The sequence below is a fragment of the Flavobacterium johnsoniae UW101 genome, from assembly GCF_000016645.1.
GTDB classification, from domain to species: Bacteria; Bacteroidota; Bacteroidia; order Flavobacteriales; family Flavobacteriaceae; genus Flavobacterium; species Flavobacterium johnsoniae.
Map to the genome: position 1 here is coordinate 153306 of NC_009441.1, position 16735 is coordinate 170040.

Sequence of the window (16735 nt, forward strand, 5' to 3'; positions counted from 1 at the left end):
TAAAAACGAGAACAAAAAAATGCATATCGAAGCGTACAAAACCAATGTTAGAACAAAAAAAGATGCAAGTCTGCTTGTAGTTCTTTTACAATTTGTTATTTCAGATTGTATCATAAATTTTGATTTCAAAAATCGCGAAAGAATACTTAGAATCGAAACTAACAGAGAAATTAAGGATGTGGTTTATGGTGTTTTTAATAAACAAGGATTTTATTGTAAAAAACTTTAACCCCCAAAGTCATGGATAAAGAAAAATTAGACGAAGAGTTTGAAAAGTTATGGAATGAAACACCAGCTTCGCATTCAGATAAAATAAAAGAAGCTTCGTGGGGAAAATTCCATTCAAAAACTTTTACTCCAAAGAAAAAGAAATTTAAACCTTGGCGCTATTATGCTGCCGCGGCGGTTTTACTTTTTGTTCTTGTAGGAACAGGAATTTATTTTACCAATGATTCAGCAGCAGGAGCAATTGTACTTCCTGAAAATGTGATTGAAAATACTACTTTAAAAATAAAACATGTTGTGCTGCCAGACAGCTCAAAAGTAGAACTAAGTCCAAATTCTAAAATTTCATACGGAAACAACTTTGCATTAAACAGAAAAATTGAAATTGTGGGTGAAGCTTATTTTCAGGTAAAAAAAGACAAACAGCATCCGTTTCAGGTTTTTTGCAACGAAACAACCACAACCGTTTTAGGAACTTGTTTTACTGTAAAAGGATTTCAAAAAAAGGAAGTAACTGTTGAATTGTTTGAAGGAAGTGTGCAGATGAATGTAAAAGGCCAGGATCAGAATTGGGTTTTAAAACCGGGACAGAAATTTACTTACGGAAATCAAACCGCATCAGTAGCAGAATTCAGCCGATTTATAGATTTTGATAATGAAAAGCTAACTGTTGTAAGTACTTACATCGAAGAAAATTACGGATATAAAGTGACACTGCCTAAAGAATATAAAGACCAGAAAATCACGATTAGAATAAACAGAAAAGAAGATTTAAAAATAATTGTACAATTAATATCAGAAATGTATAACCTAAACTTTGAAATAAATGAAGATCTAAAACAGATTACTTTTCAATAAGAAAAGAAAAAGGATGTAAGCCGCGAAACTACACATCCTCCTTTATAGTCAGGAATAACAGGAAGTTATTCCATTTAATAATTCAAAAATACAAAATTTCATGAAGCATATAATTTCAGCATGCTTTTTTTTATTCAGTTTATGTATGTCTGCTCAGACCGTTACAATAACTGTAGATCAAAATGTAACTTTAAAAGAATTTTTTAAGCAGATAGAAAATCAAACCGATTTTAAATTTGCTTTTACAGATCAGATAGATACAAATCAAAAGTATTTTACAAAGAAAAGCACTTATAAGCAAGTCGAAATCGAGAAACTTATCTCTGAATTAAACAAAACTGCCTCTGTACAATTTTCTATTGTTGGCAATAATATTTTTGTGAAACAAAAGTCACAATCAGCTAAAACTGTCAAAAAAAAAAGTAAGCTGACAGGCCAGATTTTTGATGATACCAAACAGCCCGTTATTGGCGCCAATGTTTATATTAAAGAATTAGAAGTTGGCGCTGTAACGGATGTAAACGGAAAATTCAGTATTGAAATCCCAAACGGAAACTATACAGTTGCAGTCAGCTATGTTGGATTTAAAAATCACGAAAAACGCATTACAATTTCTGATGACACTAAAATCAATTTCAATATAGACTCTGATAGTCAGGAATTAGAACAGGTTATTGTAACTGGTAATAAAGCTGTTGATATTAAAACCACTCAAATGAGTGTAAACAGACTTTCGATGCAGGAAATAAAAAGAATTCCTGCAGCAATGGGCGAACCAGATCCTTTAAAATCGATACTTACTCTGCCGGGAGTTACCAATGCAGGAGAAGCTTCATCAGGTTTTAATGTTCGAGGCGGTGCTGCCGATCAGAATTTAATTCTTTTAGACGGCGCTCCGGTTTATAACGATTCGCACATGTTTGGTTTTTTCTCTGTTTTTAATGCTGATATCGTAAATGGTTTAGATTTATATAAAGGAGGAATTCCTTCTAAATTTGGAGGACGTGTTTCTTCTGTTTTAGATGTAACACAGCAAACGGGAGATTTTGAAAATTACAAAGTAAACGGGGGAATTGGCGTAATATCAAGTCGTCTTTTGGTTCAGGGACCTTTACAAAAAGACAAAGGGTCTTTTATTGTATCTGGACGTACTTCTTATGCACATTTATTTTTAAAACTGGCAGACAATAAAAACTCAGCTATGTTTTATGATTTCAACGCTAAATTAAATTACCGTTTTAATGCTAATAATACATTGACTTTTTCTGGTTATTTAGGAAATGATATATTCGACATCAACGATCGTTTCTCAAGTAAATACGGAAATACAATGGGAATTTTAAGCTGGAAACACAAATTCTCTGATCGCTTAAATCATAATCTTTCTGTTTTTTACAGCGATTATAAATTCAATTTGGGACTTTCAATGGAAAACTTTGAATGGGACAGCAACATTCAAAATTACGGTCTTAAATACGGATGGAATTATCAAAAATCAGAAAAATTCAAGATCAATTACGGAATTGACGGATTGTATTATAATTTCAATCCAGGTACTGTACAGCCAACAAGTATTGATTCTCAGTTTAATTACAAGCAGCTTGATAAAAAATATGCTTTAGAAACTTCTGCTTATCTGGATTTTGAAAATCAAATTACTGAAAAATTGAATTTCCGTTACGGGCTTCGTTACAGCATGTTTTATCGTTTAGGTTCTGAAGCAATCAGTACTTATGAAAATGGACAAAGTGTTGTATACAATCCGTTATACAAAATTTACGAAGAAGGAACTCCAACAGGAACAACATATTACGGCAAAGGAAAAAAAATCAGCAGTTTTGATAATTTCGAACCAAGAGCAGCACTTTCGTATGCTTTTAACGACAACACTTCTGTAAAAGCAAGTTACAACAGAATGGCGCAGTATATTCATATTTTATCAAATACTCAATCGCCGCTGCCAATGAGTATCTGGACTCCAAGCGGACCGTTTACCAAACCTCAGCTTTTAGATCAGTATGCTGTAGGATATTTTAAAAACTTTAAAGACAACGATTATTCTTTTGAAGGTGAGCTGTTTTACAAAAAAGTTCAAAACCGTATTGACTATATTGACGGAGCCGATATTTTGGCAAACAATAATATCGAACAAGTTATCTTAAATGGTAAAGCCAGATCGTATGGTATGGAATTGTTATTTAGAAAAAATACTGGAATTTTTACGGGTTGGATTTCGTACACTCTATCAAGAGCAGAACAAAAAACTCCGGGAAGAACTGCCGAAGAACCGGGAATTGCAAACGGAGACTGGTATTTATCTGGATATGACAAAATGCACAATTTAAGCGTTGTAGGAAGTTATGAGTTTAGTCCAAAATGGTCTTTCAACGGAAATTTTACGCTGCAGTCAGGACAGCCTGTAACGTATGCAAATGGGTATTATGAATTTGGGGGAATTCATGTGCCAAATTATTCTTTGAGAAACGAAAACAGGCTGCCTCTTTTCCATCACCTCGATGTGGCTGCAACTTATACGCCAAGACCAGATAAAAAGAAAGGATGGCAAAGCTATTGGGTATTCAGCATTTACAATATTTACAACAGAAAAAATGCTGCTTCTATGAGTTTTACGACTAATGAAGACACTGGAGCAAATGAAACAAGAAGGTTATCAATCTTCGGAATTGTACCTGGAGTTTCTTATAATTTTAAATTTTAATGCTATGAATAAATTAAAAAAATATACTAAAATGAATAAAATACTGGCATTAATGAGTCTTCTGTTTGTTGTATTTTTTACTTCGTGTGAAGATGTTGTAACTCTGGATTTAGAAACCGGAGAAACAAGATTAGTAGTCGACGCCGAAATTATCTGGAAAAAAGGAACCAGCGGCAACGAACAAACCATAAAAATCAGTAAAACAGCTTCATACTACAGCGGTTCAACACCAAAAGTTTCTGGTGCGCAGGTAAGAGTTGAAAACACCAGCGGCGACGTTTTTACTTTTAATGAAACTGAGCCGGGCGTATATGTGTGCACTAATTTTGTACCCGTAATCGACATGGATTATAAGTTGTTTATTGAAGCTGAAGGAAAAAGTTTTACAGCAGTTGAAAAACTGACTTCTGTAACGTCAATAACCAAAGTTGAGCAGGCTGTAGTTCCAGATTTTGGAGGAAAAGACATTATTGAACTTACTTTTTATTATACAGATCCTGCAGATCAAGTCAATTTTTATTTAACAGATTATAAAAGCGATTTCTTAATATATCCGGAATACGAAATTACAAATGATGAGTTTTATAATGGAAACGAAATAAGCACCCGTTATTCTCACGAAGATGATATTAAAACCGGAAGTGTTGTAAAAATTACGCACCGAGGCGTTTCTAAGAACTTTTTCAATTATATGAAACTAATTTTAGAAGCTTCAAGCGCAAATCCGTTTCTTGTGCCTCCCGGAAATATTAGAGGAAACATTGTAAACACAACCGATGCCAGCAATTTTGCATTAGGTTATTTTAGACTTTGCGAAGCAGATGCAGTTGATTATGTGGTAAAATAAAAACCAATTTTCGACAATAAAAGACAAATCCCTTAAATATCGCATTTAAGGGATTTGTCTTTTATAACTGATTTGTCAAAGCTAAAATTAGGCATCTGCACTTGTAATGTTATAAAAATAATTAGGCAGTACAAGTAAATCAAGTATAGGGCTATATTCTTTTTTAATTTTCATAATTTCTTCATCTTCAATGCAAATCTGGCGAAACATGATCTTTTTTTGTGTATGATCAAATTTATCGCCGAATTTCGAAAGCATTTTTTGGATCAGCGGTTCTTCATTAAATGGTTTGGTAATTCCGGCACGGACTGCTAACATTTTCCATGCTTCATTTCTAATTTCAACTGGCAGATCTGTATTAAAATCATCTGTAAGAATATAAGCCAATGTTCCCCAATGCCAGTGCTGGCTTTGCTCTTTCATTTTCTCCCAGACACTTTTTCTGATTTCAGGATCTATACACTCTCCTATCACATCACGCAAATCATAAAAATTCCATTCTTCTTTTTCAATATTTTTCCAGGCAGTTTTTACAATTTCAATATCTATACAACATTTAGTAATCCCCAATAGGTCCTCTTTTTTGTGATCACCTTTTTCAAAAATCCCCCAAGCTTCCTTAACCACTTCTATAACAGTACAAAAACTTATAACAAATCTCAAATCACTGCTTGTTGGGTTATTACGTTTAAGAATTTCCCACGTATTGTTTATGATTTCATGATTTGTACAAAGGCGTAAAATTTCGAGTAGATTTTCATTTACTATTGTTCTTTCTAATAGAACTTCTGATGCTTTGTTTACCATTTGAATATCTGAACACCCTAGTAAAATATTATGCAATTCATTGTCTGATGGCTCTTTTTGTAATAATACTTTTGCAGCTTTATTTCTTATTCCCTCATTATTAAGACTAATAGGATTACGTATAACATTTTCCAAATCTTTATTTGTTAGATTTTGTTTTTCTAACATTTCCCAAGCATTATTTCCAATTTTAGGATCATTACACATCACAATAATGTCTTTTAGTTCGTCAATATCTGGATTTTTTGTAAGCAAAAACCTGGATATATCATTTCTAATTTCATAATTGCCGAACCATCTAAGTACATCTGCCAATTCTTCATTTCTTGGATTATTTTTTATCAAAACTTCAAAAGCTCTTTTTTTCACTTCAATAATTGGACATTTTTCTATAATTACTATCAAATTATAGTTTGTTAGATCTTTTTCTAACAGAATCTCAAAAGCATTATTTGTAATTTCAAAGTTCCAACTGTAATTGATAATGCAAACGAGTTCATTAGTTGAAGGATTCTGTCCAGATAAAATGGCAGCGACCTTACTCCTAATTCGAAGATCATCGCATTTTTCTAAAATAATCACCAATTCATTATTACTCAAACTATGTTTTACTAAAAACTCCCACGTTTCTATCTTATGTATGTCAGTATCATTAATCAGAATATCTTTTAGTTCTTCTTTAGTTTTATTATTTAATTTTTCTGTACTCATAATCCTCATTTTAGGAAATGCAAAAATACAAGAATAAACAAAAAAAATAAGTTTTTTCTTATTTTAAATATAAAATCATGAACCTCTCAACAAAATAACTTTGGACTTTTCAACAAAATAAATTCTTGATAATCTGTAGAACTTTGCATTATAAAAATACAGCAAATGATACATTCACATCAAAAAGTATTGGTTACCGGCGGAACTGGTTTTGTGGCAATTCACAGTATTTTGCAATTACTAAATCGCGGTTATCAGGTTCGAACAACCGTAAGATCTTTAAATAGCAGAGATAAAATATTTGAAATGCTGAAAAATGGCGGTATTACAGATTTCAGCCAATTAGAATTTATTGAAACCGATTTAACTTCCGATAAAAACTGGAACGAAGCCATGATGGGCTGTCAATATGTGTTACATATTGCTTCGCCTATATTTTTGAGACTTCCAAAAAATGAAGACGAAATGATACGCCCTGCTGTCGACGGTACGCTTAGAGTTTTAAAGGCAGCGAGAGACTCTGGTGTAAAACGTGTTGTTATGACTTCAAATTTTGGCGCTGTAGGCTACAGCCACAAAGACAAAAATTCTCTTATTACCGAAGAAAGCTGGACAGACCCAAACGAAAAAGGACTTTCGACCTACAATAAATCAAAAGTACTGGCCGAAAAAGCAGCCTGGGATTTTATTGAAAAAAAAGGAGGCGCTCTTGAACTTTCTGTAATTAACCCAATGGGAATTTTTGGACCATCTTTAAACGAAGATTTATCAAGCGGTTTTGAGTTACTTAAAAAATTATTAGACGGTTCAATGAAAGCAATTCCAGATATTAGATTAGGAATTGTCGATGTAAGAGATGTTGCCGAACTGCACATTCTAGCAATGGAAAAACCGCAGGCAAAAGGCGAGCGTTTTTTAGCTTTATCCGGAGGAACAATGTCTTTAATGGAAATTGTAAAACTGCTGAAAGAAAAAATGCCGTATGTAACAACAAAGGCACCAGCAAAATCTTTACCTACCTTTATAATACGCTTATCATCAATATTTAACGATCAGGCAAAAGCAATTTTACCTTTGGTTGGAATTAATCGAAATGCCAGCAATAAAAAAGCAAAAACAATATTAGGCTGGGTACCGCGCACCAATGAAGAAGCTGTAACAGCTAGTGTAATAAGTCTCATAAAATGGAAAAATCTTAATATCTAAAGAAATGAAAGTAATCCTGACAGGCGCAACCGGAATGGTTGGCGAAGGTGTTTTAATAGAATGCCTGAATAATAAAAATATAGAATCAGTATTGTATGTGGGAAGAAAAACCAGCGGAAGATCGCATCCTAAATTAACCGAATATCTGGTTTCTGATTTTCTTTCGCTGCAAAGCAATGACAGCAGACTTGCTGGTTATGATGCCTGTTTTTATTGTGCCGGAATAAGCAGTGTGGGTATGGACGAAACAGAATATACCCATATTACATACGACACAACGATTCATTTTGCAAAAGCCGTATTAAATCAAAACCCAAATCTTGTTTTCAATTTCGTTTCGGGATTTCACACAGACAGTTCTGAAAAAGGAAAAGTTATGTGGGCGCGCGTAAAAGGAAAAACTGAAAATGCTTTACAAAGATTGCCTTTTAGAGCGCAATACAGTTTTCGTCCGGGGTTAATGAAACCAGACAAAGAACAAATACATCTTAAAGGTTTTAATAAATACATCAAATTCCTCTACCCTGTTTTGGGATTGTTTTATACCGGATGCGAGATTAGAGAAATAGGACGTGCTATGATTTCTACAGCACAGTTTGGGTATTCTAAAAAAATTCTGGAACCAATTGATATTAAAAAAGCCGCGAACTAAAAATGAAAAACAGAATTTTTAAAATCCTAAAACGAATGTTTATAGTTATTGCCGTCCTTTTGCTTATTCTCGCTTTCAGTACTTGGCTCTATATGCAAAAAGCAGTTTTTGGAAGTTTACCTTCTCAAGAAAGCATGGTCAGAATTCAAAAATCAGTTCATTATAAAAATGGTGAATTTCAAAATAATACTTACACGCCTACATTTGCTCCCGGTTACACTTTTTGGGGCGTAATAAGAAGTCAGCTTTTTGATAAAACAGTTCCAACCGAACCTTCTGGTAAAATTCCGTCTGTAAAAAGAGATTTAAAACACCTGCCTGCCAATCAAAATCTTTTAGTTTGGTTTGGGCATTCTTCTTCCTTTTTGCAGGTTGACGGAAAGAAAATTTTAATCGATCCGGTTTTTAGCAGCAATGCATCGCCGCTGCCAAACAGCGTAAAAGTTTTTGCAGGAACAAATTCGTATCAGGTACAGGATTTACCAGACATTGATTATCTGCTGATTTCTCACGATCATTACGATCATCTGGATTACCCAACCATTTTAGCATTAAAAGAAAAAGTAAAAACCGTAATCTGCGGTCTGGGCGTTGGCGCACATTTTGAACGCTGGGGATATCCTAAAAATAAAATCATCGAAAAAGACTGGAACGATTCTGTTACCGTTGGGCAGTATTACACCATTCATACGCTTCCGGCAAGACATAAATCAGGACGCGGTTTAAAACAGAACCAATCTTTATGGGTTTCTTTTTTAATTCATTCGCCTAAAACAAAAATATTCTACAGCGGCGACGGCGGTTACGACACACACTTTGCCGAAATTGGAAAAAAGTTTGGTCCAATTGATATTGCGATTATGGAAAACGGACAATACAACAAAGCCTGGCATTATATCCACATGCTTCCTGAAGAAACTTTACAAGCTGCAAAAGATCTCAACGCCAAAAGCATGATTCCAGTTCATAATTCAAAATTTGCACTTGCCAAACATACCTGGAACGAACCGCTTAATGAAATCAGCCGTTTAAATAAAAAATATCAAATTCCGTTAATTACGCCCGTTATTGGAGAAATCGTTATTTTTGAGAATCATAAAGTTTTTCCTGAATGGTGGAAAAATAATACTGACAAACCAATTTAATGCCTCATGAAATATACAGAAATTAAAAGTTGTTATATAGGTCCCGAAATATCGCCGGAACATTTTATTACAGAACATTTCTTTTTGTATCTGGCAAAAGGCACTATTGAAGGTTATGACGGGATCAGTAAATACAGCTTAAAACCTGGTGAGTATTGCATTGCCCGAAAAAATCATCTTGCACGATACCACAAACAAAAACAGGATAACGAATTTGAAAAAGTCGTGGTTATTTTCGATACCCTTTTTTTAAAAGCGTTTGCTGAAAAACATAAAATTAAAGCTCAAAAAAGCGAAGCTGAAGCCGCATTTGTGCAGTTAAAGAAAACCAATCTGGTTCCAAATTTTATTCTTTCTTTAATGCCGTATTATAATGAAGGAGGCGAAATCGACGAGACATTTTCAAGCATAAAACGCGAGGAACTTTTATTGATTTTGCTAAAAGAAAACCCTGAACTAACGAATATTTTATTTGATTTCGCACCACCGGAAAAGATCGATTTAGAAGCATATATGAATCGCAATTACAAATTTAATATCAGTATGGAGCGTTTTGCGTATTTAACCGGAAGAAGTATTTCGGCTTTTAAACGTGATTTCGCAGCTATTTTTTCAGATACTCCAAGCCGATGGCTTATTCAGCGAAGACTCAAAGAAGGCTATTTTTTATTAGAAAAGAAAGGCAGAAAACCTTCGGATATTTATCTTGATCTGGGTTTTGAAGATCTCTCCCACTTTTCTTTTGCTTTTAAAAAGAAATACGGAATTTCACCTTCAGATATTTTAAAATTAAACCTAAACAAATGAAAAAAGTAGTTTTAAATCTTGCGGTTACATTAGATGGATTTATTGAAGGTCCAAACGGAGAAGTTGATTGGTGCATAATGGATGAAGACATGAATTTTCCAGCCTTTATTGAAAGCGTTGACACTATATTTTATGGAAGAATAAGCTACGATGCATGGGGAAATTATGAGGCAGATGAAAATGCTGATTTGGCAGAAAAAGAAATGTGGAATGGAATTCACTCTAAAAATAAATTTGTTTTTTCGAGCCAAAACAGAAATGATGAAAATGCTGTTTTTATTACTGCAGATCTAATTACCAAAGTAAACGAAATAAAAAATCAGCAGGGCAAAGATATCTGGCTGTACGGCGGCGCCAGTCTTATCAAAACCTTTATAAATTTAAACCTTATTGATGTTTACAAAATCTCTGTTCATCCCATTGTTTTAGGTTCCGGAAAACCTTTATTTGAAAACTTATCAGATCGTATTGGACTGAAACTAATGGATACGCGAGTTTTTAAATCAGGAGTTGTAGAACTGACTTATCAGCCGGAATAAAACCGAAAATAAAAATAGTTGTATCTTAGCAGAAGTTTAAATTAAAGTACCATGTCAATAACAACAGAAGCAGAATTAATTGGAATGAAAAAGGCAAGCGAAGCTGTAGCTTATGCTTTAAGAGAAATGAGAAATTTTGCAAAACCCGGCATATCGACAAAAGAACTGGATGAATACGGCGGAAAAATACTAAACGATTTAGGAGCAAAATCTGCACCTTACGTAACGTATGGTTTTCCGGGATGGACCTGCATCAGCGTAAATAAAGAATTTTGCCACGGCATTCCTTCAGAAAAAAGAATTTTAAAAGAAGGCGATTTAATCAATATCGATGTTTCGGCAGAATTAAACGGTTTCTTTTCAGATAACGGAGGTTCGTTTGTTATTGGTGAAGATGTAAACCAGCATCAAAAATTAATTGAAGCCTCAAAAGAAATTCTGCATAAAGCCATTCACAATATAAAAGGAGGCGTTCGCATTTCTGATATTGGTTTTATAATGGAAACCGAAGCTAAGAAAAGAGGCTATAAAGTCATTAAAAATTTAACCGGTCACGGAATTGGAAGAGGTCTGCATGAAGAACCACACGAAATAGCCAATTACAGAGATCGTTTTAACCTGACAAGATTTAAGAAAAACTCAGTTGTTGCTATCGAAACTTTTATTTCTACCACTTCTACAATTGCCGAAACTCTAAAAGACGGCTGGACAATGGTTGGAAACAAAGGCGGTTTTATGGCACAACACGAACATACAATCATAGTTACAGAAGGAAAACCAATCATCTTGACAGAAATGAACGGAATCTGGAATTAAAAAAATTACATACAAATACAAAAAAACTCCATTATTGCTAATGGAGTTTTTTTATGTCTTTGAAAATTCAAAAATAAGATTTAATCTAATTTCTATATGATTTGTAAACTTTTTTATTGTTTTTCAAAATAAAGATAATTGGTACTGTTATTTACATCTCGCAATCGAATTTGTGAATTATTAAACTCAAACAATTTCCAGCTCTTGTTTAATTTGCTGAGTAACTCTGAACTGAAATTCAGTTTTAATTCCCTAACATTATTTTGTACGGTGCTTTCCCATTGTCCTGTTTCTGAAATTCCTGCTTTAGTGGCTGTAACAGAATTGTCGCTTTTAAACACAAATGAATAACCGCTGTAAGACGAAGTTTTATCAGAATCAGCAAAATAATACGGAATCTGCCAGGAACCTTTTGTAATTACTTCGTTTAGATTAAGTGTTACAATATTATTTTCTGGGCAGTAATCAATCGCATATTTTATAGCATTTTCGAAATCTAAATTAGTATTAACCGCTTTCGTCTGTCCGTGGTAATCGACTATCGAAATTGGATATTTTAAAGAAATGTACTGACTGGCGTTGAGGTTTTTTATAAAATTGAAAAACGCCTGATCGCTTATTATAGTTTGAGAACTTCCTATTTGATTAGCACTGTTATAAATATTGATAGTGATTGGATAATTAATATTGAGTCCGTTAATTTTAGAAAGAAGATCAGGATATTGATTCCAGTAATCAATTAAAGTATCAAAATCAGCTTCATTCGGGATTAGTTTTTCAATGTAATTATAGTAAACCATCGTAACCGGAAAATCTATTTTTACAATATCATCATCGTAATTACTTGCATTAATATTGTCAATTACTTTTTGATAATCGGCAGCACTGTTAATGGCAATCTGCGTGTTGTTAACCGTAACCGTGTAAGGAAATTTTATAGTACAATAAGTAGATCCGTCGATTATATTATCCTGCACGGTCTGCACCATGGCAACCCTTTGCAGATAAGACGTAAGAGGCGAAGCATTTGTAATGGTTCCTTGCGCCGTATTGTCCTGATCGTCTGATTCGTTCTGACAGGAAAACAAGAGCAGGAAAATGGCTGCTATTGATAAATATTTTTGAAAAGAAAGCATATTTATATTTTTACAAAGGTAATAAAATTAAAAAACGGTTTTAATAAATTCGGCATCAACGGCTTCTGTTTCATATTTTTAATTCTCGATAATAACAGAAAATAACATCTGATGTTTCTATAAAACAATCAGCACCGCGTTTACCCTACTTAAACTAAAAACAAATACTTTTGCATCGTACCAATCACAAATATAAATGCCAACTAAGAACCAATCAGATACTTGTGACGAAATAATCTTTTCGTCCTTTTTTAAAAGCCATGCAAAAGCGCTTCGAAATTTTCTTCTTTACAAGTTTGGCAATATCGAACAGGCAGAAGATATAACACAGGAAGCATTTGTAAAACTTTGGCAGAATTGTGCTTCGGTGCCGCTCGAAAAAGCAAAATCATATATCTATACCATTGCAAACAACAGCAGTCTTAACCAGATTGCGCACCAGAAAGTGGTTTTGAAATACGAAAAAAACTTCACCGGTTTAGACAAAACCAATGAAAGCCCGGAATATATTCTGGAAGAAAAACAGTTTCAGGCAAAACTTTTAAAAGCCATCGAAAACTTAAACGAAAAACAACGCACCGCTTTTTTGATGCACCGAATTGACGGAAAAAAATACAGTGAAATTGCTGCGGAGTTAAATATTAGCGTAAAGGCGGTAGAAAAACGCATTCATCTTGCGTTGTTAAGCTTACGTAAAGAAATTGATTTATAAAAAGTAGGGTAAAATAAGTTCTAATTGTTTTAATTATAATAGTACGATAAAATGAAAAAAAATCGCTTATTGGCAAAATGGCTCAACGATGATTTATCTCCGGATGAATTGGCAGCATTTGAGGCAAGTCCGGATTTTGAAAAATATCAAAAAATCAAGAATTATACAGCTCATTTAGAGGTTGGAGATCTTGATGAAAACGCTATGCTGTCGAATATTTTGAGTCAGAAAAAAACAGCTCCAAAAGTTGTACCGCTATACAAAAAATGGGCTTTTAGAGCCGCTGCAATATTTGTTCTCGCATTGGCAGTAACTTTTGTAATGCAGTTTTTTGTGCCTGAGACTGAAACAGCCGATTTTGGAAAAAGAACCACTTTTTCATTACCGGATAATTCAGAAGTAGTATTGAATTCAGGTTCTGAAATACAGTATAAAAAATGGAACTGGGACAACAGCAGGCATTTAGAATTAAAAGGCGAAGCTTATTTTAGAGTAGCCAAAGGCCGAAAATTTGAAGTAGAAACCCGTCTTGGAAAAGTAACGGTTTTAGGAACCCAGTTTAATGTAAAAACCAGAAAAAACAGGTTTGATGTAGTGTGTTATGAAGGACGTGTAAAAGTAAATTATAACAATACCCAAATTTTATTAACCCACGGGCAAAGCGTAAGTTTTGAAAACGGAAAACAGGTTAACCTGACTGTAAATACATCAAAACCGGAATGGATTGACAATCAAATAGGGTTTTATAAAGAAAATATCAGAAGTCTTCTGGATGAAGTTGAAAGACAATATAACATTAAGATCGAATTAAATACAAAAGATACAACATCATTATTTACAGGGAAATTACCCGCTAAAGATTTAAATACAGCTTTGCAGATTATTAGTACAACATATCATTTAGAGGCTAAACAAGTCTCGAAAAATAAAATAATATTTGACGAAAAATAAATGTTGCTCCCCAAACAATTTCATTTTTTGTTTTTTCTCTTTTTCATTGCCCTGAATTGTTTTGCTCAGGGCAAAGGAAAAGTCTTGCCTTTTAAAAAAATAATAATTGATATTGAAAAACAGCATCATGTAAGTTTCAATTATACTGAAGACAATATTTCTGGAGTAGAATTAATTCCGCCAAAAAAATCATTTTCATTAGAAAAAAAACTGGAATATCTGAGTGAAAAGACGCATTTATCATTTGAGAATATTGGAAATACATTCATCAATATTTATAAAAAAGATAATGCTTCTCAAATAATCTGCGGATACGTTTTTTCTGCATTGGATAAAAAACCAATTGAAAATGCCAATATTAGTGTATCAAATCATACTCAGGTTTCGACCAATTCAAATGGTTATTTTGAATGTAACGAAGAAAAAGAAGCAGTAGTTTCTATAAGCCATGTTGGGTATGTAACCCAAAAAATAGCGGCGATAAATTTCAACTCAAAAAACTGCCCGCAGATAGTATTACAACCCGAAATTACAGAACTTAAAGAAATCAAGACAAATGCTATTCTGGCATCGGGAATTTCTAAAAACAAAAATGGTTCTTTTGAAATTAAACCCAAGAAATTTGGTATTCTGCCCGGACTTATCGAACCGGATGCTTTGCAGACTATGCAGCAAATTCCGGGTGTAAACAGTATCGACGAAAGTGTGTCGAGCATTAATGTGCGCGGCGGTACGCACGACCAGAATTTATTTTTATGGAATGGAATAAGAATGTTTCAAACGGGACATTTTTTTGGTTTAATATCTGCTTTCAATCCTAATCTGGCCATACCATTTCAATTTACAAAAACGGAAGTTCTGCTTTTTACGGAGAAAGCGTATCGAGTGTTGTAGCCATTTCTTCTACTCCAGAAACGGCAGAAAAAAATTCTTTCAGCGCCGGACTCAATATGATCAATGCTGATGTTTACGGAAAATACAATCTTTCGAAAAAGAGTTATATTGAAGTTGCTGCACGCAAATCTATTACTGATTTTATTGAAACTCCTACATACAAAGAGTATTTTAACAAAGTGTTTCAAAACACGACAATTACCGATTTTTCGAACAATCAGAATGTCGATTATCAAAGCGATAAAAAATTTGATTTTTATGATGCCACCTTTAAGTATGTTCAAAAAATAGGAAACAAAGATCAGATAATACTAGACCTTATTACGATTAAAGATAATCTGGAAGTTTTTCAAAGCGCGACTATTTACAACATAAACCGATCTGAAAACAGTATTTTGCGCCAGCAGAATTATGGCGGTAATTTATCATGGAAACGAGATTGGGACAATTTTAACACTACTAAAATTAACGTTTACAATTCGGCTTATGAACTTCTGGGCAATCAGACCAACAGCGAAGGCCAAAGGGTTATTCAGGAAAATTCGGTAAACAATAACGGAATCAATTTAGAAAACAATCATATTCTCAGCCCTAAATTTACTTTTAGCGATGGTTATCAGTTTAATGAAATTGGTATTACAAATTTAGAGCAGGTAACAAATCCTGATTTTTATCGAAAAGTAAAAGATGTACTGCGAACACATGCTTTGATTTTAGAAGGAAAATACAATGACACAATTTCCCGAACGTATTTTAAAGCCGGAACCCGAATTAATTATATCGAAAAATTTGAGAAATTTATTCTGGAACCGCGGGTACAGTTTGGTTACGGCATTAATAAAAACCTGAATTTAGAATTACTTGGAGAATTAAAAAGTCAGAACTCCCAGCAGATTATTGATCTGCAGAAAGATTATTTCGGGATAGAAAAAAGACGCTGGATTATCTCCAATAATGGCTCAATTCCTATTCAGAGAAGCAGACAGCTGTCTCTGAATTTATCGTACATAAAAAATGACTGGCTGTTTGATATCGAAAATTTCTATAAAAAAGTAACCGGAATTACGACTTCAAGTCAGGGATTTCAAAACCAGCTGGAGTTTGTTAAAACAACCGGCGATTATGAAGTCTGGGGAGCCGAAATGCTGCTGCAAAAAAAGATGAATCATTTTTTAACCTGGTTAAGCTATACTTACAATCATAATAATTACCATTTTATTAATTACGAATACCCTGTTTTTCCTAACAATTTTGAGGTAATGCATACAGCATCGTGGGCAGGAATTTATGAGAAAAACAATTTTAAAATTGCTTTGGGAACAAAATGGACTTCGGGCAGGCCGAAAACTTCTCCTGACAATTCTCAAATTGACCCGTCAAATCCCACATTGGTTTACAATAAACCTAACAATACCAATCTGCATATTTTTTCTCAGGTTAATTTTTCATCTACTTATAAATGGGAAACTGATAACGGAATCCAATACAAATTAGGGATTTCTATTTTAAATATCCTAAACAGAAAAAATGAAATCAGCGAATATTACAGGATAAGTTCGCTTACAAATTCTATAGAAGAAGTCGAAACTTTTTCTTTGCAAAGAACTCCAAATCTGAGTTTTAGAGTTTCATTTTAATTCTATTCAGGCAAGCTTTTTTCATCGCCTTAACTCCTTTTATATTTTTTTTCTTAAAATTTTTAATTTTTTG

At 33.6% G+C, this 16735-nt stretch carries 16 protein-coding genes; 14 read left to right on the forward strand and 2 right to left on the reverse strand.

Translation table 11 applies throughout. The annotated features are described in order from the left end of the window. Positions 1-19: 19 nt before the first annotated feature. The 4 genes from FJOH_RS00815 to FJOH_RS00830 all read left to right on the forward strand — a co-directional run bounded on the left by FJOH_RS00815 (position 20) and on the right by FJOH_RS00830 (position 4649). Positions 20-229 carry a hypothetical protein gene (locus FJOH_RS00815; protein WP_044047378.1) on the forward strand — a complete coding sequence of 70 codons (210 nt, stop codon included), beginning with the start codon at positions 20-22 and terminating at the stop codon, positions 227-229. An 11-nt stretch (positions 230-240) separates the two neighbouring features. Beyond that, positions 241-1083 carry a FecR family protein gene (locus FJOH_RS00820; RefSeq protein WP_012022259.1) on the forward strand — a complete coding sequence of 281 codons (843 nt, stop codon included), beginning with the start codon at positions 241-243 and terminating at the stop codon, positions 1081-1083. 100 nt (positions 1084-1183) lie between these two features. Beyond that, positions 1184-3802, forward strand: coding sequence for a TonB-dependent receptor (locus FJOH_RS00825; protein WP_012022260.1), 2619 nt, complete (start codon positions 1184-1186; stop codon positions 3800-3802). Between the two features lie 4 nt (positions 3803-3806). Continuing rightward, on the forward strand, positions 3807-4649 hold the full coding sequence (locus FJOH_RS00830; protein ID WP_012022261.1) for a DUF4249 domain-containing protein: 843 nt from the start codon (positions 3807-3809) through the stop codon (positions 4647-4649). Positions 4650-4736: 87 nt separating this feature from the next. Here FJOH_RS00830 and FJOH_RS00835 read toward each other — a convergent pair whose 3' ends face one another. After that, a complete protein-coding gene (locus FJOH_RS00835) occupies positions 4737-6167 on the reverse strand; it encodes a hypothetical protein (RefSeq protein WP_044047379.1) in 1431 nt (476 codons plus the stop codon). Between the two features lie 165 nt (positions 6168-6332). Here FJOH_RS00835 and FJOH_RS00840 point away from each other — a divergent pair, with 165 nt between their 5' ends. Genes FJOH_RS00840 through map form a run of 6 tightly spaced genes read left to right on the forward strand, consistent with a single transcriptional unit; the run spans position 6333 to position 11332 of the window. Then, a complete protein-coding gene (locus FJOH_RS00840; RefSeq protein ID WP_012022263.1) occupies positions 6333-7373 on the forward strand; it encodes an SDR family oxidoreductase in 1041 nt (346 codons plus the stop codon). Between the two features lie 4 nt (positions 7374-7377). After that, positions 7378-8025: an NAD-dependent epimerase/dehydratase family protein gene (locus FJOH_RS00845; protein WP_012022264.1), complete on the forward strand. Its 648-nt coding sequence runs from the start codon at positions 7378-7380 to the stop codon at positions 8023-8025. A gap of 2 nt (positions 8026-8027) precedes the next feature. After that, positions 8028-9170 (forward strand): MBL fold metallo-hydrolase, encoded by a 1143-nt coding sequence (locus tag FJOH_RS00850; RefSeq protein WP_012022265.1) that lies wholly within the window; start codon positions 8028-8030, stop codon positions 9168-9170. A gap of 6 nt (positions 9171-9176) precedes the next feature. Beyond that, the gene (locus FJOH_RS00855) at positions 9177-9977 is read left to right on the forward strand and encodes a helix-turn-helix domain-containing protein (RefSeq protein ID WP_012022266.1); all 801 of its coding nucleotides are present in this window, start codon (positions 9177-9179) and stop codon (positions 9975-9977) included. Beyond that, positions 9974-10516 carry a dihydrofolate reductase family protein gene (locus tag FJOH_RS00860; RefSeq protein ID WP_012022267.1) on the forward strand — a complete coding sequence of 181 codons (543 nt, stop codon included), beginning with the start codon at positions 9974-9976 and terminating at the stop codon, positions 10514-10516. Before FJOH_RS00855 ends, FJOH_RS00860 begins: the two co-directional genes overlap by 4 nt. Before the next feature lie 51 nt (positions 10517-10567). Continuing rightward, on the forward strand, positions 10568-11332 hold the full coding sequence (map, locus tag FJOH_RS00865; protein ID WP_012022268.1) for a type I methionyl aminopeptidase: 765 nt from the start codon (positions 10568-10570) through the stop codon (positions 11330-11332). Between the two features lie 113 nt (positions 11333-11445). Here the strand turns inward: map and FJOH_RS00870 are convergent, their stop codons facing one another. Continuing rightward, positions 11446-12468 (reverse strand): hypothetical protein, encoded by a 1023-nt coding sequence (locus FJOH_RS00870; RefSeq protein ID WP_012022269.1) that lies wholly within the window; start codon positions 12466-12468, stop codon positions 11446-11448. Between the two features lie 196 nt (positions 12469-12664). On the opposite strand from FJOH_RS00870, the gene FJOH_RS00875 reads away from it, so the two are divergent. From FJOH_RS00875 to FJOH_RS27185, 4 genes are read left to right on the forward strand one after another with little or no spacing between them, the layout of a single operon-like run. Beyond that, on the forward strand, positions 12665-13180 hold the full coding sequence (locus tag FJOH_RS00875; protein ID WP_012022270.1) for an RNA polymerase sigma factor: 516 nt from the start codon (positions 12665-12667) through the stop codon (positions 13178-13180). 51 nt (positions 13181-13231) lie between these two features. Beyond that, positions 13232-14131 (forward strand): FecR family protein, encoded by a 900-nt coding sequence (locus FJOH_RS00880; RefSeq protein ID WP_012022271.1) that lies wholly within the window; start codon positions 13232-13234, stop codon positions 14129-14131. Between the two features lie 27 nt (positions 14132-14158). After that, positions 14159-15025, forward strand: a complete 867-nt coding sequence (locus FJOH_RS27180; RefSeq protein WP_235023089.1) for a carboxypeptidase-like regulatory domain-containing protein — start codon at positions 14159-14161, stop codon at positions 15023-15025. A gap of 56 nt (positions 15026-15081) precedes the next feature. Further along, positions 15082-16662: a TonB-dependent receptor gene (locus tag FJOH_RS27185; RefSeq protein ID WP_235023088.1), complete on the forward strand. Its 1581-nt coding sequence runs from the start codon at positions 15082-15084 to the stop codon at positions 16660-16662. Positions 16663-16735 lie beyond the last annotated feature (73 nt).